Annotated in this window: 21 protein-coding genes (1 of these 21 only partly in view); 8 read left to right on the plus strand and 13 right to left on the minus strand. The window is 59.0% G+C overall.

What is annotated here, in order from left to right; translation table 11 throughout:
- The 4 genes from pssA to J0G10_RS26220 all read right to left on the minus strand — a co-directional run.
- Positions 1-529 carry the 5' portion of a CDP-diacylglycerol--serine O-phosphatidyltransferase gene (pssA, locus tag J0G10_RS26205; protein WP_016983477.1) on the minus strand. The gene continues 329 nt to the left of window position 1, outside the view, so only the first 529 of its 858 coding nucleotides appear in the window; the start codon lies at positions 527-529; its stop codon lies off the left edge, out of view.
- Positions 530-678: 149 nt separating this feature from the next.
- Positions 679-1,695 carry a ketol-acid reductoisomerase gene (gene ilvC / locus J0G10_RS26210; protein ID WP_007909969.1) on the minus strand — a complete coding sequence of 339 codons (1,017 nt, stop codon included), beginning with the start codon at positions 1,693-1,695 and terminating at the stop codon, positions 679-681.
- 48 nt (positions 1,696-1,743) lie between these two features.
- On the minus strand, positions 1,744-2,235 hold the full coding sequence (gene ilvN, locus J0G10_RS26215) for an acetolactate synthase small subunit (protein ID WP_003176102.1): 492 nt from the start codon (positions 2,233-2,235) through the stop codon (positions 1,744-1,746).
- A gap of 2 nt (positions 2,236-2,237) precedes the next feature.
- The gene (locus tag J0G10_RS26220) at positions 2,238-3,962 is read right to left on the minus strand and encodes an acetolactate synthase 3 large subunit (protein WP_093434972.1); all 1,725 of its coding nucleotides are present in this window, start codon (positions 3,960-3,962) and stop codon (positions 2,238-2,240) included.
- Positions 3,963-4,361: 399 nt separating this feature from the next.
- On the opposite strand from J0G10_RS26220, the gene J0G10_RS26225 reads away from it, so the two are divergent.
- Entirely contained in the window at positions 4,362-4,778 is a 417-nt protein-coding gene (locus J0G10_RS26225; protein ID WP_220556997.1) for a DUF4124 domain-containing protein, read from the plus strand.
- 105 nt (positions 4,779-4,883) lie between these two features.
- Here the strand turns inward: J0G10_RS26225 and J0G10_RS26230 are convergent, their stop codons facing one another.
- Genes J0G10_RS26230 through mrcB form a run of 3 tightly spaced genes read right to left on the minus strand, consistent with a single transcriptional unit; the run spans position 4,884 to position 8,309 of the window.
- The gene (locus J0G10_RS26230) at positions 4,884-5,219 is read right to left on the minus strand and encodes a YqcC family protein (RefSeq protein WP_095048653.1); all 336 of its coding nucleotides are present in this window, start codon (positions 5,217-5,219) and stop codon (positions 4,884-4,886) included.
- The gene (locus tag J0G10_RS26235; protein ID WP_095048654.1) at positions 5,219-5,968 is read right to left on the minus strand and encodes a hypothetical protein; all 750 of its coding nucleotides are present in this window, start codon (positions 5,966-5,968) and stop codon (positions 5,219-5,221) included. The genes J0G10_RS26230 and J0G10_RS26235 overlap by 1 nt, the downstream gene beginning before the upstream one ends.
- A 16-nt stretch (positions 5,969-5,984) precedes the next feature.
- Positions 5,985-8,309: a penicillin-binding protein 1B gene (gene mrcB, locus J0G10_RS26240; protein WP_095048655.1), complete on the minus strand. Its 2,325-nt coding sequence runs from the start codon at positions 8,307-8,309 to the stop codon at positions 5,985-5,987.
- A gap of 118 nt (positions 8,310-8,427) precedes the next feature.
- Between mrcB and J0G10_RS26245 the strand changes: the two genes are divergently transcribed.
- From J0G10_RS26245 to J0G10_RS26260, 4 genes are all read left to right on the plus strand, one after another.
- Positions 8,428-9,984, plus strand: coding sequence for a bifunctional aminoglycoside phosphotransferase/ATP-binding protein (locus J0G10_RS26245; RefSeq protein ID WP_220556998.1), 1,557 nt, complete (start codon positions 8,428-8,430; stop codon positions 9,982-9,984).
- 90 nt (positions 9,985-10,074) lie between these two features.
- On the plus strand, positions 10,075-10,419 hold the full coding sequence (locus tag J0G10_RS26250) for a pentapeptide repeat-containing protein (RefSeq protein ID WP_007909940.1): 345 nt from the start codon (positions 10,075-10,077) through the stop codon (positions 10,417-10,419).
- Between the two features lie 286 nt (positions 10,420-10,705).
- Positions 10,706-10,978, plus strand: a complete 273-nt coding sequence (locus tag J0G10_RS26255) for a TfoX/Sxy family protein (protein WP_003228231.1) — start codon at positions 10,706-10,708, stop codon at positions 10,976-10,978.
- A 16-nt stretch (positions 10,979-10,994) separates the two neighbouring features.
- Positions 10,995-11,795, plus strand: a complete 801-nt coding sequence (locus tag J0G10_RS26260) for a Crp/Fnr family transcriptional regulator (RefSeq protein WP_220556999.1) — start codon at positions 10,995-10,997, stop codon at positions 11,793-11,795.
- 227 nt (positions 11,796-12,022) lie between these two features.
- Here the strand turns inward: J0G10_RS26260 and J0G10_RS26265 are convergent, their stop codons facing one another.
- The 4 genes from J0G10_RS26265 to J0G10_RS26280 are packed head-to-tail and all read right to left on the minus strand — an operon-like array spanning position 12,023 to position 15,569.
- The gene (locus J0G10_RS26265; RefSeq protein ID WP_095048658.1) at positions 12,023-12,874 is read right to left on the minus strand and encodes a ChaN family lipoprotein; all 852 of its coding nucleotides are present in this window, start codon (positions 12,872-12,874) and stop codon (positions 12,023-12,025) included.
- A gap of 21 nt (positions 12,875-12,895) precedes the next feature.
- Complete coding sequence (locus J0G10_RS26270) at positions 12,896-13,660, minus strand: heme ABC transporter ATP-binding protein (RefSeq protein WP_425355405.1); 765 nt, start codon at positions 13,658-13,660, stop codon at positions 12,896-12,898.
- A gap of 2 nt (positions 13,661-13,662) precedes the next feature.
- Positions 13,663-14,700, minus strand: a complete 1,038-nt coding sequence (locus J0G10_RS26275) for a FecCD family ABC transporter permease (protein ID WP_095048660.1) — start codon at positions 14,698-14,700, stop codon at positions 13,663-13,665.
- Positions 14,697-15,569 (minus strand): heme/hemin ABC transporter substrate-binding protein, encoded by an 873-nt coding sequence (locus tag J0G10_RS26280; RefSeq protein WP_220557001.1) that lies wholly within the window; start codon positions 15,567-15,569, stop codon positions 14,697-14,699. Before J0G10_RS26280 ends, J0G10_RS26275 begins: the two co-directional genes overlap by 4 nt.
- 166 nt (positions 15,570-15,735) lie before the next feature.
- Here J0G10_RS26280 and J0G10_RS26285 point away from each other — a divergent pair, with 166 nt between their 5' ends.
- Entirely contained in the window at positions 15,736-16,053 is a 318-nt protein-coding gene (locus tag J0G10_RS26285) for a Rieske (2Fe-2S) protein (protein WP_095048662.1), read from the plus strand.
- Here J0G10_RS26285 and sfsA read toward each other — a convergent pair.
- On the minus strand, positions 16,050-16,763 hold the full coding sequence (gene sfsA, locus J0G10_RS26290; RefSeq protein WP_095048663.1) for a DNA/RNA nuclease SfsA: 714 nt from the start codon (positions 16,761-16,763) through the stop codon (positions 16,050-16,052). The two genes, J0G10_RS26285 and sfsA, sit on opposite strands and share 4 nt — an antisense overlap.
- Entirely contained in the window at positions 16,763-17,935 is a 1,173-nt protein-coding gene (locus J0G10_RS26295; protein WP_095048664.1) for a pyridoxal phosphate-dependent aminotransferase, read from the minus strand. Before J0G10_RS26295 ends, sfsA begins: the two co-directional genes overlap by 1 nt.
- Positions 17,936-18,269: 334 nt before the next feature.
- Here J0G10_RS26295 and dksA point away from each other — a divergent pair, with 334 nt between their 5' ends.
- Positions 18,270-18,713, plus strand: coding sequence for an RNA polymerase-binding protein DksA (gene dksA / locus J0G10_RS26300; protein WP_007909922.1), 444 nt, complete (start codon positions 18,270-18,272; stop codon positions 18,711-18,713).
- 192 nt (positions 18,714-18,905) lie between these two features.
- Positions 18,906-19,802: a tRNA glutamyl-Q(34) synthetase GluQRS gene (gene gluQRS / locus J0G10_RS26305; protein WP_095048665.1), complete on the plus strand. Its 897-nt coding sequence runs from the start codon at positions 18,906-18,908 to the stop codon at positions 19,800-19,802.
- Positions 19,803-19,805 lie beyond the last annotated feature (3 nt).

Consider the following 19,805-nt stretch of genomic DNA (forward strand, 5'->3'; position numbering starts at 1 on the left):
GACCGATGAAGTAACGTTTATCCGCCGTGCCAACCTGCGTATTGAAACGCGCCAGACGCAACGCCGCGCCTGCTACATAGATGAAGGCAACCATCCAGCCGACCTTGCCCATGTCGCCCAACGCCCAACCGAATGCCAGCAACGCCGGTGCAACACCGAACGCGACCATATCCGACAGCGAGTCGTACTCGGCGCCAAAGGCACTTTGCGTATTGGTCATGCGCGCGACACGACCGTCGAGGCCGTCGAGCACCATGGCGACGAAAATCGCGATCGCGGCGAACGCGAAATACTTGCTCGCGTTCGCCGAATCACCGGCACTCAACGCAGCCTGGGCGCTCATCGAGTTGATGATGGAGTAAAACCCTGCGAACAGGTTTGCAGTGGTGAACAGGTTCGGCAGCAGATAGATACCACGATGCCGGACTTTACGACCTTCTGCGTCGTGCCCTTCTTCGATGTGTTCATCGATGGGCAACAGGCTTTCGGCGTCAGAAGCCTTGTTCGGCTCTTCGGGACGTTCGCTCATGGACATTACCTTGCAACGGTTTGAAGAAAATTCGACAGATGCTTGAGGACGACAGTTCGGCCACAAACGCTGCAGCTTTATACCAGAACCACCGCCTCAAACGAAAAAACGCGGCCGAGGCCGCGTTTTTTCATACAAGGGACAACGACTTAGTTTTTGGCTTTGTCGACGATCTTGTTGGCACCGATCCACGGCATCATGGAGCGCAGTTGCTCGCCGATGACTTCGATACCGTGAGCGGCGTTGTTACGACGCTTGGCGGTCATCGAAGGGTAGCCGGTTGCGCCTTCGCTGATGAACATTTTGGCGTATTCGCCGTCCTGAATACGTTTCAGGGCGTTGCGCATGGCCTGACGGGATTCGGCGTTGATCACTTCCGGACCGGTCACGTACTCGCCGTACTCAGCGTTGTTGGAGATCGAGTAGTTCATGTTGGCGATACCGCCTTCGTACATGAGGTCAACGATCAGCTTCAGTTCGTGCAGGCACTCGAAGTAGGCCATTTCCGGCGCGTAGCCAGCTTCAACCAGGGTTTCGAAACCGGCTTTTACCAGTTCAACGGTACCGCCGCACAGAACGGCTTGTTCGCCGAACAGGTCGGTTTCGGTCTCGTCCTTAAAGGTGGTTTCGATGATGCCGGTACGACCGCCACCAACGCCAGCGGCGTAGGACAGCGCAACGTTTTTGGCGTTGCCCGAGGCGTCCTGGTAGATAGCGATCAGGTCAGGGATACCGCCGCCCTTCACGAACTCGGAACGTACGGTGTGACCCGGAGCTTTCGGCGCGATCATGATCACGTCGAGGTCGGCACGCGGAACAACCTGGTTGTAGTGGATCGCGAAGCCGTGGGAGAAGGCCAGGGTGGCGCCTTTCTTGATGTTCGGCTCGATTTCGTTTTTGTACAGCGAGGACTGGAACTCGTCCGGGGTCAGGATCATGACCAGGTCGGCGGCAGCAACAGCGGAAGCAACGTCGGTCACTTTCAGGCCGTGAGCTTCAGCTTTGGCAACAGTGGCCGAACCTTTACGCAGACCAACGGTAACGTCGACACCGGAGTCTTTCAGGTTGCACGCTTGGGCGTGGCCCTGGGAACCGTAACCGATGATGGCAACTTTCTTGCCCTGGATGATCGACAGGTCGCAGTCTTTATCGTAGAAAACTTTCATGAATTTCCCCTTTATATCCAGGCCGTTCAGGCCATTCGCTAATTTGGTTTAGATGCTGAGTACTTTGTCGCCGCGGGCAATGCCGGTCACGCCGCTACGGACGGTTTCCAGAATCGATGCGGTGCCGATGGACTGAATGAAGCTGTCGAGCTTGTCGCTGGTACCGGTCAATTGAACGGTATACACGCTGGCGCTGACGTCGACGATCTGTCCACGGTAAATATCGGTGGTGCGTTTGATCTCGGCGCGCTGGGCGCCAGTGGCCTTGACCTTGACCAGCATCAGTTCGCGCTCGATGTGAGCGCTTTCCGAGAGGTCCACCAGCTTGACCACTTCGATCAGCTTGTTCAGGTTTTTGGTGATCTGCTCGATGACTTCATCGTGGCCCACAGTGGTCAGCGTCAGACGCGACAGGGTCGGGTCTTCGGTCGGGGCCACGGTCAGGCTTTCGATGTTGTAGTTGCGCTGCGAGAACAGGCCGACTACGCGAGACAAAGCGCCGGGTTCGTTTTCCAGAAGCAAGGAAATAATGTGCCGCATGATTAAGTACGCTCCGTCTTGCTCAGCCACATATCGCGCATCGAGCCGTCTTTGATCTGCATCGGATAGACGTGCTCGCTGGTGTCGACCGAAATATCGATCACGACCAGGCGATCCTTCATGGCGAACGCTTCTGCCATCTTCGACTTCAAATCTTTCGATTCGGTGATGCGTACGCCAACGTGGCCGTAGGCTTCAGCCAGCTTGACGAAGTCAGGCAGCGATTCCATGTAGGAGTGTGAGTGGCGGCTGCCGTAGCTCATGTCCTGCCACTGACGAACCATCCCCAGAACACCGTTGTTGAGGATGACGATTTTCACTGGCAAGCCATACTGCAGGCAGGTCGACAGTTCCTGGATGTTCATCTGGATACTGCCTTCACCGGTGACGCAGGCAACGTCGTCATCCGGGAAGCTCAACTTGATGCCCATGGCCGCCGGAAAACCGAAGCCCATGGTGCCCAGACCACCGGAGTTGATCCAGCGATTCGGCTTGTTGAACGTGTAGTACTGCGCAGCGAACATCTGGTGCTGACCCACGTCGGAAGTGATGAAGGCATCGCCTTTGGTCACTTCGCAGAGGGTTTCGATCACGGTCTGCGGCTTGATCAGGCTGCCGTCGCCCTTTTCATAAGGGAACAGGCCGCGATCACCGCGCCATTCATCCACCTGCTTCCACCAACTGGCCACGGACTCCTTGTTCGGGGTCTCGCCGATTTCCTTGAGAATCGCGACCATTTCGGTCAGAACACTCTCAACCGGACCAACAATTGGCACGTCGGCCTTGATGGTCTTGGAAATCGAAGCCGGGTCGATGTCGATGTGAATGATCTTGGCGTTCGGGCAGAACTTCGCTGCGCCATTGATCACGCGATCGTCGAAGCGTGCGCCGACAGCCAGGATCACGTCAGCATGGTGCATCGCCAGGTTGGCGGTGTAACTGCCGTGCATGCCGAGCATGCCGATGAACTGACGATCAGTCCCCGGGAAACCACCCAGGCCCATCAAGGTGTTGGTCACTGGCAGGTTGAGCATTTTCGCCAGTTCGGTCAGCGGTGCGGAACCGTTGCCGAGAATTACGCCGCCACCGGAGTACATGACCGGACGCTTGGCCGCCAGGAGCATTTCTGCTGCCTTGCGGATTTGCCCGGAGTGACCACGAACGGCCGGGCTGTAGGAACGCAGCTTGGCTTTCTTCGGGAAGATGTATTCGAACTTCTCGGCCGGGTTGGTCATGTCTTTCGGGATATCGACCACGACCGGCCCCGGACGACCGGATTGCGCCAGGTAGAAGGCCTTCTTCATGACTTCCGGGATTTCCGAGGCGTGCTTGATCATGAAGCTGTGCTTCACGATCGGCCGGGAGATACCGATCATGTCGGTTTCCTGGAACGCGTCGGTGCCGACCATGGTGCTTGGCACCTGACCGGAAATGATCACCATTGGAATCGAGTCCATATAGGCGGTCGCGATACCGGTAATGGCGTTTGTGGCGCCAGGACCGGACGTCACCAATACCACGCCGGCTTTACCGGTGGCACGGGCATAACCGTCAGCCATATGGGTTGCCGCTTGTTCGTGACGAACCAGAATGTGAGTCACTTCCGGTTCTTTGAACAGGGCATCGTAAACATGCAGGAGAGCACCACCCGGGTACCCGTAGATATATTTGACGCCTTCGTCACGCAAGAAGCGGACGAGCATCTCACCGCCAGATAAAAGCTCCACGTTGTTCACCTCTAAAACGCCAGAATACCGTCCACAAAAAAGGGGCGGGTCTTAATAGGTTTACTTCTCGGCAGAGCATGAGCGACGGTGGTCGCCGACTACGTCAGCACTGACTGAGCAAGTATTGGGATCGTCCCAAGTGTTGCGGGCCTTTCCCACCCAGCGCGAGGTAACGCGTTGCGGGTGTAACAGGTCGGCGCGGATGTGCGCCTCATGATCTACCGAGTGGGTCTGCTTCTGGCAGTCCCTCTACAGCGGACTTTGGATTCTTCTGTTTCGCCCTCTCCAAGTCAAGTCGTCTGTGTGGTTAATTGTGGGTAAGCACATGAGAACGCAAGAAAAAACCTGAAAACCGCTACTCTGTTAGTGTCAATTGCGCAATTTTGCCAAGGAATCAGCATGCGAACGCTCCTCCTTACTCTGCTGATCGGCCTCAGCCCATGGTGCATGGCCGCTCAAATCTACAAATGGGTCGATGCCCAGGGGGTCACGCACTTCGATGCGCAGCCGCCACCGGGTCAGCAGTCGACAACCTTGCAGACGCCCTCCTCGCCCCCACCGAAACCGGCGGCAATGCCGGGCAGCGATGTATTGGGCGATCAGAAGGCGATTGATGACAGGGTGAAGAAACAGGTGGCCGACCAACAGGCGCAGCTCAAACAGTTTTGCGAGCAAGCACGCACGAACCTTGCGCAATTGCAGAACAATCCGCGTTTGAGGGAAGAGGTGGAGGGACAGATGCGACGGCTGGATGATGCGCAGCGTCAGGAACGCATTGTCGAGGCTCAGAAACAGATAGCCGAGAATTGCCAATAGGCATCTGCAGGACTGTAGGAGCTGTCGAGTGAAATGAGGCTGCGATCTTTTGACTTTAAAGATCAATAGATCGCAGCCTTCGGCAGCTCCTACACAGAATCGGTATTAGCGCGAGGCAGTGATCAGCAGGTCAAACTCTTTAAGCAGCACCTGAAGCTGCCGATCCTTGCCACCCAGGTTGCGCTGGGCGAAGACCATTTCAGCCATTTCCTGAATCCCCGAGGCATTCGGCAATGGCAGATCCTCCTCAAGGATGTATTTCATCTTCGGCAGGAAGATCCATTGCAGCCACTGCTCGAAATCCAGCGTATCGACCGAAAACGGCTCGACACTGCTCAACGCTTCCGCCGACGGCGGAACCTCGTCCCACCAGCCTTGAGTGCGCAGTTCACGCTCGATCAGCAACAGCTGATCGGCGATTTTCGGGAAACGGGCATCCATCACAGCGAAACCTTGGCCTTCTGACGGGCCTGAGCGGCGCCCGCTGAATCGCCTTGTTTCTCACGGGACTGAGCGATGACTTCCCACAGGTTGGCCTGCAAGTCCGGACGACCGTTGGCCATGGTCAGCGCACGACGGGCGAACTGCTCGGCTTGCGGCGCATCACCTTGGGCCATGCGCACTTGCGCCAAGCGATAAAGCACTTGCGGCTCACGCGGGGCAACTCGCTGAGCACGCTCCAGGCTGGAGGACGCACCGTTGAGGTCGCCGCCGGCCTGTTGCTGCTGCGCTGTGGTCAGCAAGGCGAGCACCGGACCATCCAGTTGCTCGTCGGCGGAAAGTCCACCGCCACTGCTGGCCGAAGGAATTCCGCTCGGCGTCGAAGGCATGTTGTAAGTGCCCGAGTTGATCGGCGCCGATTCAACTGCTGATGGGTTGTACGGCCCAGGCGTGATACCACCGGACGCCGGACCCGGCACGATTGGCGAGGAGCTGATCGGCGCAGAAGTCGTCGCGCCGCCACCCGGCACCATCACCACCACGCCAGTGTCACCTTGCGGAATCGCCTGGGTCTGGCCCTGTGCTGGACGCTTCACCGTCGTTTGACGGAAGCCGCCATTGGCCGAAATACGTTCGCTGTTGGACACCGCAGTACCGGAGTCAACCACTGGAATCGAACCACGCTGTACGGTAGAGCAGCCGCTGAGCAAAGCCACGGCGGTCACCGCTGGAATCAACCACTTGTTCACTTGAAACCCTCTTTGCTTAATTCATCCAGCCCTTGACCCAATCCATCACCGACTCGCCGGAGGCAGGCGTTTCGCCCGCACACGCGGCGCCGGGTGGCGGTTCGCTGCCGCGAATATACGGCATCTGCACCGCCCCCGGACAGTTGGCATCGGAACCCTGCCCGGTACGCGAATCGACCCAAGCCTGTACGACATTGTCCGGCTGCGGCATGTCCAGCGGTAGCGGATCGGCCTTGCGCATGAAACTGGTCCAGACCTGCAACGCACCGGTGGCCCCGGTGAACGGCGTCTTGCCGTTGTCATCGCGCCCCAACCAGACCACCGCCAGCAGATCCTGACTGAAGCCGGCGAACCAGCTGTCCCGGGAATCGTTACTGGTACCGGTCTTGCCCGCCAGCGTCAAAGTCTTGGGCAGCACGTTATAAACCGAGCTGCCGGTACCTTCACGCATCACGCGCTGCATGGCGTTCTGGATCAGATAGATGGACGCCGGATCGAAACGCTGCTCGATCTGGAACGGATAACGCTTGAGCGGTTCGCCCTCGGCGGTCAGCACACTGCGAATGCCGCGCATCGGCGTATTGAAACCACCGTTGGCCAGCGTCTGGTACATGGTCGCGACTTCGATCGGGGTCATGCCACCGGCGCCAAGCAACATCGACGGGAATGCCGGGAACTCACGCGTTACGCCCAGACGACCCAAGGTCTTGAGTACGTTAGGTACGCCCACTTCCAGGCCCAGACGCGAGGTCGACAGGTTGTAGGAATGCGCCAGGCCTTGATAGAGGAACACGGTGCCGTGGGAGCGACGGTCGTAGTTCTGCGGTTTCCACACCTGACCGTTCGCGCCTTTGACCGACAACGGATCATCAGACAGCCAACTGGTCAGGGTGTACTGGCTCGGCTTTTCCAGCGCAGTCAGATAAACCGCAGGCTTGATCAACGAGCCGATCGGTCGCACGGCATCCAGTGCGCGGTTGAAACCGGCATAACTGGCCTGACGACTGCCGATCATTGCCTGGACCTCGCCGGTTTCCGGATTGGTCACGACCATCGCCGCTTCGACATCGTCGGAGCCCTTGCGCCCGGACAGACGTTTAAAGGTGTCGTTTACCGAGGCCTCGGCTTTCATCTGCAGGATCGGGTCGAAGCTGGTGAAGATGCGCAGACCTTCTTCGGTCAAGTCTTCGTCGCGATAGTCTTCACGCAACTGGCGTTTGACCAGATCGATAAAGCCCGGGAACGAGCTGTCGGCGAGCTTGCCGCGAGTAGTCACGCCCAGCGGCATTTTCTTCGCCGCTTCAACCTGTTCGGCCGTCGCCACGCCTTGCTGCTCAAGCACGTCGAGCACCAGGTTACGCCGCTCCAGCGCGCGCTCAGGATTGCGACGCGGGTTGTAGTAGGACGGACCTTTGACCATGCCGACCAGCATCGCCACCTGATGCAGCTTCAGCTCGGACAATGGCTGGCCAAAGAAGAACTGGCTGGCCAGACCGAAGCCGTGCACCGCGCGCTGACCATCCTGCCCGACGAAGACTTCGTTGAGGTAGGCCTCAAGGATTTCCTTTTTGTCGTAATGCAGCTCCAGCAGCATCGCCATCATCGCTTCGGTGAGCTTGCGGGTCAGGCTGCGTTCATTGGTCAGGTAGAAGTTTTTCACCAACTGCTGGGTCAGCGTACTGCCGCCCTGCGTCATCTTGCCGCCCGAGGTGTTGACCCAGATAGCCCGGGCAATCGACTTCGGCGACACGCCCCAGTGGCTATAGAAGTCGCGATCTTCGACAGCGATCAGAGTTTCGAGCAGATACGGCGGCACTTGATCAAGCTTGATCAGAATGCGGTCTTCAAGATTCTTCGGATAAATACCGCCGATCATCAGCGGTTCGAGGCGCACCACAGACAATTTCGATCCGTTGGTCGCCGACAGCTCAGCCACATAATCGCCAGAGAAACGCACGCGCACCGGCTGCGGTTTCTCCAAGCCTTCATAGAACTGGAAGCCACGGGTATTCAGATCGACGGTATTGCCGCTAACGGCTGCCGCGCCGGGACCATTGCTCACGGCTTCGCGACGATAACCGAGGGCATCGAGCTCGGTAAGGAAATCGTCCTTGCTGAGCTTTTGTCCGACGAACAGCTCGAGCGGCCGCGCGTAAACCTTGGCCGGGATGGTCCAGCGCTTGCCGGAGAACTTCTCCTGCACCACGGCATCGAGGTAAACGGCGAAGCCAGCCAGCACGACAAGGCCGACCAGACTGAGTTTAATGGCCCAGCTCAACCATGGGCTAAGGCCCTTGGAGGGTGGTTTTTTCTTGGTACGGGGGGATCGAGTTCGAGTCATGGCGGCGGATTATACGCACTTTATTCATCCTCAACAGGAGCGCTCCGAGGTTTGCGTCGGGCTGGCGAGCGGCCATAATGGCGGCCTCGAATTTCCCCCAGTCTCTGAAGGATCGCCCGTGAGCCAGTCTCTGATCGCTGCCCTGCAAAACCCGGCCCTCTACCCGCACCCTGTCGAAGGGTTTCAGGTCATCGAAACCCATATCTCGTGGGTGATCCTCACCGGTCCCTTCGCTTATAAAATGAAGAAGCCGGTTAATTTCGGCTTCCTCGACTTCACTGGCCTCGAATCGCGCGCGCATTTCTGTGCGGAAGAGCTGCGTTTGAACCAGCGCCTGACCGATGATTTGTATCTGGAAGTGTTGTCAGTCACCGGCAGCCTTGAAGCACCGCAACTGGGCGGCGACGGTCCGGCCATCGAATACGTACTGAAAATGCGTCAATTCCCGCAGAGCGGTTTGCTCAGCACCTTGCAAGCCAACGGTGAGCTGACGACTCGGCACATCGACGAGATGGCAGAGCAGATCGCACGCTTCCACCTCACCGCGCCAAAGGTCCCGGCCGAACACGACGCCGGCACCCCGGACAGCGTGATGGCGCCGGTCTCGCAAAACTTCGAACAGATCCTGCCGTTTCTCAGCGACAAAAACGATCTGCTGCAACTCGATGCACTGAAAGCCTGGGCCGAAAGCAGCTTCGAACGTCTCAAGCCACTGTTCGCTCAGCGCAAGACCGAGGGTTTCACCCGTGAATGCCACGGCGATATCCACTTGGGCAACGCCACGGTCATCGACGGCAAAGTGGTGATCTTCGACTGCATCGAGTTCAACGAACCGTTCCGCTTCACTGACGTCTGGGCCGACACCGGTTTCCTCGCGATGGACCTGGAAGACCGTGGTCTGAAATCCCTGGCGCGCCGCTTCATCAGCCAGTATCTGGAACTGACTGGCGACTATCAGGGCCTGGAAGTGCTGAACTTCTATAAAGCCTACCGTGCACTGGTGCGCGCCAAGGTTGCCCTGTTCAGCATGCCGGCGGACGCGACCCCGGTGCAGCGCGCCACCACCCTGCGCCAGTACCGCAACTACGCCAACCTGGCCGAAAGCTACAGCACCATTCCTTCGCGCTTCATGGCGATTACCCACGGCGTTTCCGCTGTCGGCAAGAGCCACGTGGCCATGCGTCTGGTCGAAGCGCTGGGCGCGATTCGCCTGCGTTCCGATGTCGAGCGCAAGCGTCTGTTCGGTGAGCAAACCGTTGCCAACGACGTGCAGGCCGGTATCTATAGTGCCGACGCCAGCGCCGCCACTTACGCGCGTCTGCATGAAATCGCTGAAGTGATCCTGCACGCTGGTTTCCCGGTGGTCATTGACGCGACTTACCTCAAACGCGAACAACGCGACAACGCGGCAAAGATCGCCGAAGCCACCGGCACGCCATTCCTCATCCTCGATTGCAACGCGCCACAAGCGGTGATCGAAAGCTGGCTGGCGATCCGTCAGGCCGACCAAAAGGATCCGTCCGACGCCACCCTGGCGGTGATCGAAGCGCAGCAGGCCAATCGCGAAGCGCTGACGCCGGAAGAAATCCTGCGCAGCAAACGCGTACAGACCAATGAGTCCGGCACGCTGGACACCGTGGTCGCGCAGATTCGTCAGCGCCTGCCAGGCCTGTAAGAAACTATTTCGGCCGTGAAGCCCTCGCTTGCTTCACGGCCGTCAAATAGTGGCACTATACTGGCGTCATAAAACCAACGGTGATATGACATGAGCCAGCCGAAACTTCTCGACACCCCGCTATATGCCTTGCTGCACAAAGACGACATCACAGGTTTCAACAAAGAGCGCCCACAAGATGGCCCGATCGACATGGTCGGCGGCGATTTCCGTGGTCTTGATTTGCGTGAACTGAATGCCGATGGCGTGGATTTCAGGGACGCGTATTTCCGTTCTGCCGATCTGCGAGGCATCGATTTCCGCAATGCGTCGCTGGAAGGCGCGAGCCTGGCTCACGCGCAGATTTCCGGGGCTTACTTCCCGCCGGAACTGAGCGCTGACGAGATTCTGATGTCGATGAATTTCGGCACGCGCCTGCGCTATCGCACCCGCTGATAGTTGCCTCCCCTCTGACACGACGCCCACCCTGTAGGAGTGAGCCTGCTCGCGATAGCGGTCTAACATTCAACACATGTGTGCCTGCCAGTCCGCTATCGCGAGCAGGCTCACTCCTACATTGATATGTGTTTTTTCCCCTTCTTTCTGCGTTCGCAGGCCTTTCAAGCGCCCTTTCTTAGAAGCGTTTGCGTTGAATCCGACCAAACAATCACGCTTTTCCTACTGATGGCTACACTCCTGAGAAGCTCGCCCACGCACCATTCGGCCGTCGCAAGGAGGCTTGATGAATGATGAACTGCAACACCTGAAGAATCTTGGCAAGACGTCGGCGCAATGGCTGCATGCCGTGGGCATCCACAGCGCCTCGGACTTGCGTCGCCTGGGCGCGGTGGACGCCTACCGGGCCGTGCGTACCCGCGGGTTTCGCGCATCGAAGGTGTTGCTGTATGCGATCGAAGGCGCGCTGATGGATGTGCACTGGAACGACATCCCCGCCGAACGCAAGGACGCCCTCAACAAGCAACTCGAAGCCATTTCCTCGCGGCACAAGAACTGAACGGGCATTGACCGTCATGTATTTACTGGGGGAACAATCGGCCTACGCCGATGCCTTGATCAACCGTTTGCAGAGCTTGCCCGCACTGTGGCTGCGCGATTTGGCGCCTTGCGGGCCGATGCTGGAACTGGAGGCGGCGGATGATTTGCTGACGCAGTTACCCGCCGATCAGCTATTCATGCTGAATGAAGGGATGATCAACGGCTGTATCGGCGCCCGTCCGCTGTTTTATTGGCAGGACGGCGATTTGATCGGCCTTCAGCAAGGTGAGGACTGGGCTGATTGCCGTTTGTGCAGTGACGGGGCGTTGCGCTTGACGCCCTATTGGCGCCGTGAGGTTTTCCAGCATGTGTATGCCGACGCTCATCGGACAGACCAGTTTCTAGAGTATCTGCTGGGGCAGATGGCGATCCTCGCCCATGCCGTCGCGGAACTGAAACCGCGTGAGTTTCGCAGCACCAATGGCTTCAAACGGGTCGAGGCGGGTGAAATCCTGATTAACCAAGGGGACGCGGCTGATCACGTGTTCGTGATCATCGACGGGCATGCCGAAGCGTTTGTCGACGGGCATAAGGTGGGAGATGTGGCCAAAGACGAGATTTTCGGTGCCATGGCCGTGTTTACCGGCGAGCCACGCAATGCCACGGTGATAGCACGAGAACCGAGCACGGTGATGCTGATTCCCGGTGATCATTTTTTGAGCATGACCCGCACCAATCCAAAGATCGCCCACAGCCTGATCGAGAGCATGGCACGGCGGATCGGCCAGTTGAATCGGCAGATCACGCAAATGACACCGACTGAAGGTCAACGCTAAAAGTCTTTGTTTGCGGGGCGTACCGACCATTTTCCGGACGATTTCAAAGAAACGGAAAAACAGTTGTTGACTCGGTAATGAGAATCGCTATGATTATCACAACTGGTCGCGAGATCAGTCGATATTCTGAAAAGCCCTTGGTTCGGACTCTCAGATTATCTCCTCATCAGGCTAATCACGGTTATTTGACCCGGTTTTTACCGGGTCTTTTTTTGCCTGTGGAAAAGTCATTTGCCGAACTGTTTACGCATCTGCTCGCAGTAATCCTGTTTTGGCGTGGCCGGCGTGTACCAAACGTAATCGGCCATCGCAGCCGTTACCTCGGAGCCATGCTCCGCCAACAGCAACACGGTGGGTGCCTGGGCGGCGCCCAGATCAACAACATGCAACGGCACGCCGACGTCCTTGCGCGCATGCCACGCACCGGCCAGCAGGACTGAAGGTGAAGGAGCCGCCAGCAGACGCTCGGCCATACGCCGATCACGTTGTTGCTGAACGGCGAGCATCGCCGGCATCTGTGATTCGGGCAGCAGGCCACAATGGGAATCGCTGATCTGTTCCAGCAAAACAGCTTTCACGGATGCTGTATTGCTGCTCTCCCCGTTAAGCACAGGCGGATCACGATAGAAGGTGCGGATTTCAGCGCTGTTCAAATTCGCCGCCAGCAGTGGATACGGCTGAGTCAGCGCGAAGCGGACAATGGGTCCATAGAGATTCCAGTCCCAGCCGTCCTTCCAGGCCAATGCGGCTGGGAAGTCCGCGGGCGGCGTTGCAGCCTGGCGCACTTGATCAATGCGAGGCTGCTGATCCGGCGTGAGCATTTCCAGTAACAGGCTGCCCTGCGGCCGCTGCTCACCGAGCGAACGCAACAGCCACAATTGCGCGGCGTGATGATCGGCGTTGTCATGCTGTTCACCGATAATCAGCCGTTCAGACTCGACAAGACGCGTCAGCAACTGCTGTGCCGTCAGCACCTGACCGTTGCGCAGGTCGCGAATCTCGCCACTGATCGGCGGTGGCGCCGCAACATGCTGACACCCCGCAAGTAACATCACCGCCAACAACCACAACCCACGCATGCCATCACCTCAAGGATCCTGTCAGCGGGCGATGATCAGCGGATGCCCGCGCTCCGGGTGCGGCTGCACCAACACTTCGAGACCGAATACGGCCTGAAGCGTGTCCGGACGCAAAACCTGCTGCGGTGTATCCAGCACCACCGGACGCCCACCCTCCAGCAACAGAATGCGATCACAATAACGCGCCGCCAGATTCAGATCATGCAGGATCACCAACACCGCCGCGCCACGATCGGCGAACTCGCGTACGGCCTGCAGTGTCGTATGTTGATGCAGCGGATCAAGCATCGAAGTCGGCTCATCCAGCAACAGTGTCTGCCCGGCCTGCCCCGGCCAAAGCTGCGCGAGCACCCGCGCCAGATGCACACGCTGACGCTCGCCCCCGGACAGCGCCAGATAACTGCGACCACTCAAGTGCCCGGCATCCGCTGCCGTCAATGCCTGTGCGATGATTTCGGCATCCCGCATCCACCCGCTTTGCCAAGGCAAGCGGCCCATGCCGACCACTTCCTCAACGCGAAAAGCAAAATCCAGGGTCGACACCTGAGGCAACACCGCCAGTCGTTGCGCGCGCTGCGGGCCAGTCCAGTGGCTCAACGCTTGCCCGTCGAGCGAAACCCCGCCCGCGCTCGCTGCCAGCTCACCGCACAAGGCACCGAGTAACGTACTTTTGCCAGCACCGTTCGGCCCAAGCACACCGAGCACTTCACCCGGTTCGACCTGCAACGAGACATCGCTGAGCACAGCCTTGCGACCCCGAAGGATGTGCAGATTCTGCGCACGCAACATCAGGCACGCCCTCGCAGCAGCAAATAGAGAAAGAACGGCGCACCGATAAACGCGGTGACGATGCCGATCGGCAACTCTGCCGGCGCCAGCGCCAGCCGCGCGACCAGATCAGCCAACAGCAACAGGCTCGCCCCCGCCAGCACTGAGGCCGGCAGCAACACTTTGTGATCCGGTCCCGCCAGCAAGCGCACCAGATGCGGCACCACCAGCCCGACAAAACCGATCATCCCGGCTGCCGCCACTGCTGCGCCAACCCCCAGCGCCGTGCAAAACACCAATTCACGCTTGAGCCGCTCGACATCAATGCCCAAATGACCAGCCTCGGATTCCCCGAGCAGCAAGGCATTCAGCGCTTTGGCGCGACGTGGCAACCACAACGCCACGCCGGCGCTGATGATCAGCAATGGCCACAGCCGCGCGTAACTAGCGCCGTTGAGACTGCCGAGATTCCAGAACGTCAGCGTGCGCAAGGTCGCGTCATCCGCCAGATAAGTGAACAGCCCCACCGCCGAACCGGCCAGCGCCGTCAGTGCGATGCCCGCCAGCAACATGGTCGCGACGTTGGTCTGGCCATTACGGCGACCCAGTCGATACACCAGCGCCGTCACGCCGAGGCCGCCGAGAAACGCGCAGACCGACAGCAGGTACGGCCCGAACCATTCCGGCAGGCCGCCAAAAAAAGCACCGCCGACAATCGCAATCGCTGCGCCCAATGCCGCGCCGCTGGAAACACCGACCAGTCCCGGATCGGCCAGCGGATTACGAAACAAGCCCTGCATCGCCACGCCGGACAACGCCAGCACACCGCCCACTGCCAGTCCCAGCAGCGTTCGCGGCAGACGAATCTGCCCAAGGATCAGTTCAGCCTGCTCCAGTCCGTCCGGTGCCAACGGCACACCAAGCATGCGTAGCGCAGCACGCAAAGTGTCGAACAACGGCAGACTGACGGGCCCGAGTGCCAACGATAGCCAGATCGCCAATAAACACAGGAGCGTCAGGCCAATGAACAAGCCACGGGGTTTTACCAGTGTGGTCATTGGCCGCTCTTGGCCGGGTAGAAACCGTCAGTCAGGGTTTTCAGCGCTGCCGGCAAACGCGGCCCGAGCCCACCGACCAGCAGGGTCGGATCCAGCTCCAGCACACGCCCGGTCTTCGCGGCGCGACTTGAATTGAGAATAGGGTTTTCCTTGAACAGCGCCGCTTTCGCCGCCTCACCGGTCAATGCACGGTCGGCGAACACCAGCACTTCAGGATCGAGACTGGCGAGGGATTCCACGGAAAACGGCTTGTAACCCGTGTGCGTCGCCAGGTTATGTCCGCCCGCCTGTTGCAGCAACCAGTCGGCGGCGGTGTCCTTGCCAGCAATCAATGGCTTGCCACCGGCATGTCCAAGCAACAGCAGCACACCCGGCGCTTTTTGTTTAGTCTGCACTTCAGTAACCCGAGCCTTCTGCGCATCGAGTTGCTGTTGATAACTTTGCAGCAGTTGCGCGGCCTGAGCCTGTGCGCCGAGCAATTGGGCCAAATGAGTAACGTTTTTCTCCAGCGTTGGCAGATCTGGCTGAGCCGAAAACAACGCCACCTGAACCCTGGCCGCTTTTACCTGCGACAGTACCGGTGGCGGGCCCATTTCTTCGGTGCCGATCAGGATATCTGGGCGCAAACTGAGAATGCCCTCAGCGGACAGACTGCGCTGATAACCAATACTCGGTAGCGCCTTCAACGACTCCGGATGCTGGCTGGTGGTGTCGACACCGACCAGTTTCGACTCGCCCCCCAACTCACTCACCCACTCCGACAGCGCACCGCCAGCACTGACCCAACGTTGCGGCAAATCGGCCGCTACAGCCTGGTGGCTGACCAAAAGTCCGACACACAGCACGGCAACGCGGGTACTCAGGCGCATAAACAGCTTCCTTGAATAAGGTTTTTTCCCGGGCATCCGGATGGCAGGCCAAGTATCCTCGACATCTGCCAGATGCCTGCGGGTGAAGGCCGCCATTTGATAATTGTTTGCATTTAAACGTCAAGCTCGGACATATCCAGACACGAGCGGACACTAGAGGATAGCCATGAAGTTTCTCTGCGCGGGCGCCGATCTGGCCGAAGCGAAAAGTCGTGGTTTCGAGATCGACGGAAAAAAGCTGTTTGCCGTGCGTCGCAATGGTCAGGCCTATGTCTACCTCAATCGCTGCCCGCACCGGGGCGTGGGTCTGGAATGGCAACCCGACCGGTTTCTCGACCCGAGCAACAGCCTGATCCAGTGCGCCACCCACGGCGCACTGTTTCTGATCGAGGACGGTGAATGCGTCGCCGGCCCCTGCGCCGGGCAAGCACTCACCGCCATTCCTTGCCGGGAAGACGTGCAAGGGCTGTGGATCGATGTTTAACCGTTAAGCAGCACCTCGAGACGCCGGTCGATGACCATCTCTTCATGGTCCAGCCGCACGCCATACGCCAGCACCTCAACGCCACAAGCCACCGCTTCGAGAAGCGCATCGGCGTAGGCCGAATCGATTTCCCTCGCCGGTCGCACCGCGTCAATCCCGGTCAGATTGACGCAATACAACTGCACTGCCCGAATTCCGTCCCGCGCCAGATGCGCCAATTCACGCAAATGCTTGGCGCCGCGCTGGGTCACCGCATCGGGAAACGCCGCCACGGCAGTGCCGTCGAAACCGAGGGTGACGCTTTTCACTTCAACATAAGCCGGGCCGCTCGGGTATTCGAGGCGGAAGTCGATTCGGCTCTTTTCCTGCCCGTACGCGACTTCACGTTTCAATGCGGTAAAGCCGTTCAACTCGCTGATGACGCCGGCCTGCAGCGCCTCCTCGACCAAACCGTTGGCCCGTGCGGTATTCACGCAAAACAACCGACCCTGCGGGGTTTCACCAATTTCCCAAGTGCCCGGTAATTTACGTTTCGGGTCATTTGAGCGGCTGAACCAGACCTGCCCGCCTTCGACCTGACAGTTGAGCATCGAACCAGTGTTCGGGCAGTGAATGGTCAGCAACTCGCCGTCAACGGTTTCGATATCGGCGAGAAAACGCTTGTAACGACGGATCAGTCGCGCCTCTTCCAGAGCAGGATAAAAGCGCATCAGCCTTGCCAGCTCTTCAAGCCACGGGCAATACGCTCCACTGCTTCCTGTAGGCGAGGGAGGTTTTGCGTGTAGGCAAAACGCACATGGTGGCTGGCCTGATAGCGACCGAAATCCAGACCCGGGGTGAACGCTACATGTTCGGTTTCAAGGAAATGACGGCAGAACGCGAAGGCATCGCCGCCGAACTGGCTGATATCGGCGTAAAGATAGAACGCGCCTTCCGGCTCCACGGCGATGTTGAAACCCAACTCGCGCAACGCTGGCAGGAGGAAATCACGGCGGCGACCAAATTCGGTGCGGCGCTCTTCCAGAATGGCGATGGTGTCCGGTTCGAAACAGGCCAACGCCGCATACTGCGCCATGCTCGGCGCGCTGATGTAGAGGTTCTGCGCCAGTTTTTCCAGCTCGCTGACGGCAGCGTCCGGCGCCACCAGCCAGCCGAGACGCCAGCCGGTCATGCCGAAATATTTGGAGAAACTGTTCAATACAAAAGCGCTGTCGTCGACTTCCAGTACGCTGGCGGCATCGGTGCCGTAAGTCAAACCGTGGTAGATCTCGTCCACCACCAGATGTCCGTGCCTGGCCTTGATGGCGGTGGATAACCCGGCCAGTTCATCGCGGGTCAGGATGGTGCCGGTCGGATTGGCTGGCGAAGCGACCAATGCACCGACGCTGTCGTGATCCCAATGACGCTCGACCAGATCCGGAGTCAACTGATAGCGCACGTCCGGCCCTACAGGAACAAGCTGCGCCGCACCTTCCACCAGGCGCAGAAAATGCCGGTTACACGGATAACCCGGATCCGCCAGCAGCCAGTGTTTACCTGGATCGACCAGCAAAGCGCTGGCCAGCAACAGCGCACCGGAACCACCCGGCGTGATCAGAATCCGCCGTGGATCGATGTTCAAGCCGTAGTGCGATTGATAAAAACCGGAAATCGCCTCGCGCAATTCAGGAATGCCGCGCGCAGCGGTGTAACGGGTCTTGCCCGCCGTTAAAGCGGCCTGCCCGGCACGGATGATCGGCTCGGCAGTAGTGAAGTCCGGCTCGCCGATTTCCAGGTGGATCACGTCGTGGCCTTCAGCCTGTAATTCATTGGCCCGCGCCAGCAGCGCCATCACATGGAACGGTTCGATCGCACGACTGCGCGCACTGTAGGGCTGAGCCATTGGTTTTCCTTCGGCAGGGAAAAAGAGACGATTCTACCCATCTGCCGGAACGAGCGAGAACCCGCAGCGGTCACAGCCTCAAGAACGCTGGACTGTAACGATATGAGCGTACGCTCCAGGATTGACTAAAATCAGTGATTGAACAGGTCTTCAGCACCACCAGACACGGCTTGCCAAACATTTGTAAGCGCCACCCGCCGGGGCCTCGACATCCGGGAGTAGCGCAGGCCGAATTGATCTGGTAAGTTCGCCCGCTTGCAGCCGCAGGGCCGGCAGGTGTCGGTGATGGAGCAATCCTGCGCAATGGATTACAAGAGTAGAGGCGGTCCATTTCATGCCCACCCAAGCAAAGCAACAGCAGCAAACGGCGATCAGTGGCTTCGAACCTTACGTTCAGGCCAAAGACGAAGAGTACATGGGCAAACCCATGCGCGCGCACTTCACCAAGATCCTGACCAAGTGGAAACTGGACTTGATGCAGGAAGTCGACCGAACTGTTGATCACATGAAGGACGAAGCGGCCAACTTTCCCGACCCGGCCGACCGTGCCAGTCAGGAAGAAGAGTTCGCCCTTGAACTGCGCGCCCGTGATCGCGAGCGCAAGCTGATCAAGAAGATCGACAAGACACTGCAACTGATCGAAGACGGCGAATACGGCTGGTGCGATTCGTGCGGCATCGAGATCGGCGTCAAGCGCCTTGAAGCCCGTCCTACCGCCGACATGTGCGTCGACTGCAAGAACCTGGCTGAGATCAAGGAAAAGCAGGTCGGCAAGTAACCTCGACCTGAACGAAAAACGGAGCGTGCGAACGCTCCGTTTTTGTTTCTGCCTTTTGCCTTTTGTAGGAGTGAGCCTGCTCGCGATAGCGGTGGGTCGGTCAATATCGGTGTTGAATGTCACACCGCTATCGCGAGCAGGCTCACTCCCACAGGTTGACCTGCCTATAGCCTGAAAAGTAGCTTCGTCTCCATGACTGCCAAAACATCCCCCGCCTACATCGGCCGCTTCGCCCCAACCCCCAGTGGCCACTTGCACTTCGGTTCGCTGGTTGCCGCCCTCGCCTCTTACCTCGACGCTCGCTCGGTCGGCGGTCGCTGGCTGGTGCGCATGGAAGATCTCGACCCACCCCGCGAAGAACCCGGCGCACAAGCGGCGATTCTCAAGGCGCTGGAAAGTTACGGCTTCGAGTGGGACGGCGACATGGTGCGCCAGAGCGATCGCCACGACGCCTACGCGGACGTGCTCAACAGCCTGTTCAATCACGGCTTGGCCTACGCCTGCACGTGCTCGCGCAAACAGCTCGAAGCGTATAACGGGATTTATCCGGGCCTGTGCCGCAATGCCGGCCACGATCAGCAAGACGCCGCTATCCGCCTGCGCGTACCCGAACTGGAATACCACTTTATCGACCGCGTGCAAGGCGAATACCGCCAGCATCTGGGTCGCGACGTCGGCGATTTCGTGATCCGTCGCCGTGACGGTCTCTACGCCTATCAACTGGCGGTGGTGCTCGACGATGCCTGGCAAGGTATCACCGACATCGTGCGTGGTGCCGACCTGCTCGACTCGACGCCGCGCCAACTCTATCTGCAAGAGTTGCTGGGGTTGCGCCAGCCGCGCTATCTGCACCTGCCGCTGATTACCCAACCGGACGGCAACAAACTCGGCAAGTCCTATCGCTCGCCGCCGCTGCAAGCCGATCAAGCGACACCGTTATTGCTGCGCGCCCTGCGTGCTCTGGGGCAAAACCCTGGCGCCGAACTGGCCCACGCCTCACCGCAAGAATTACTCAAGTGGGGCAGCACACACTGGGATGCCACGAAGATCCCGCGCACACTGACCCTGCCCGAAGCGCAACTGCTATGACGA

The organism is Pseudomonas germanica (genome assembly GCF_019614655.1).
GTDB lineage: Bacteria > Pseudomonadota > Gammaproteobacteria > Pseudomonadales > Pseudomonadaceae > Aquipseudomonas > Aquipseudomonas neuropathica.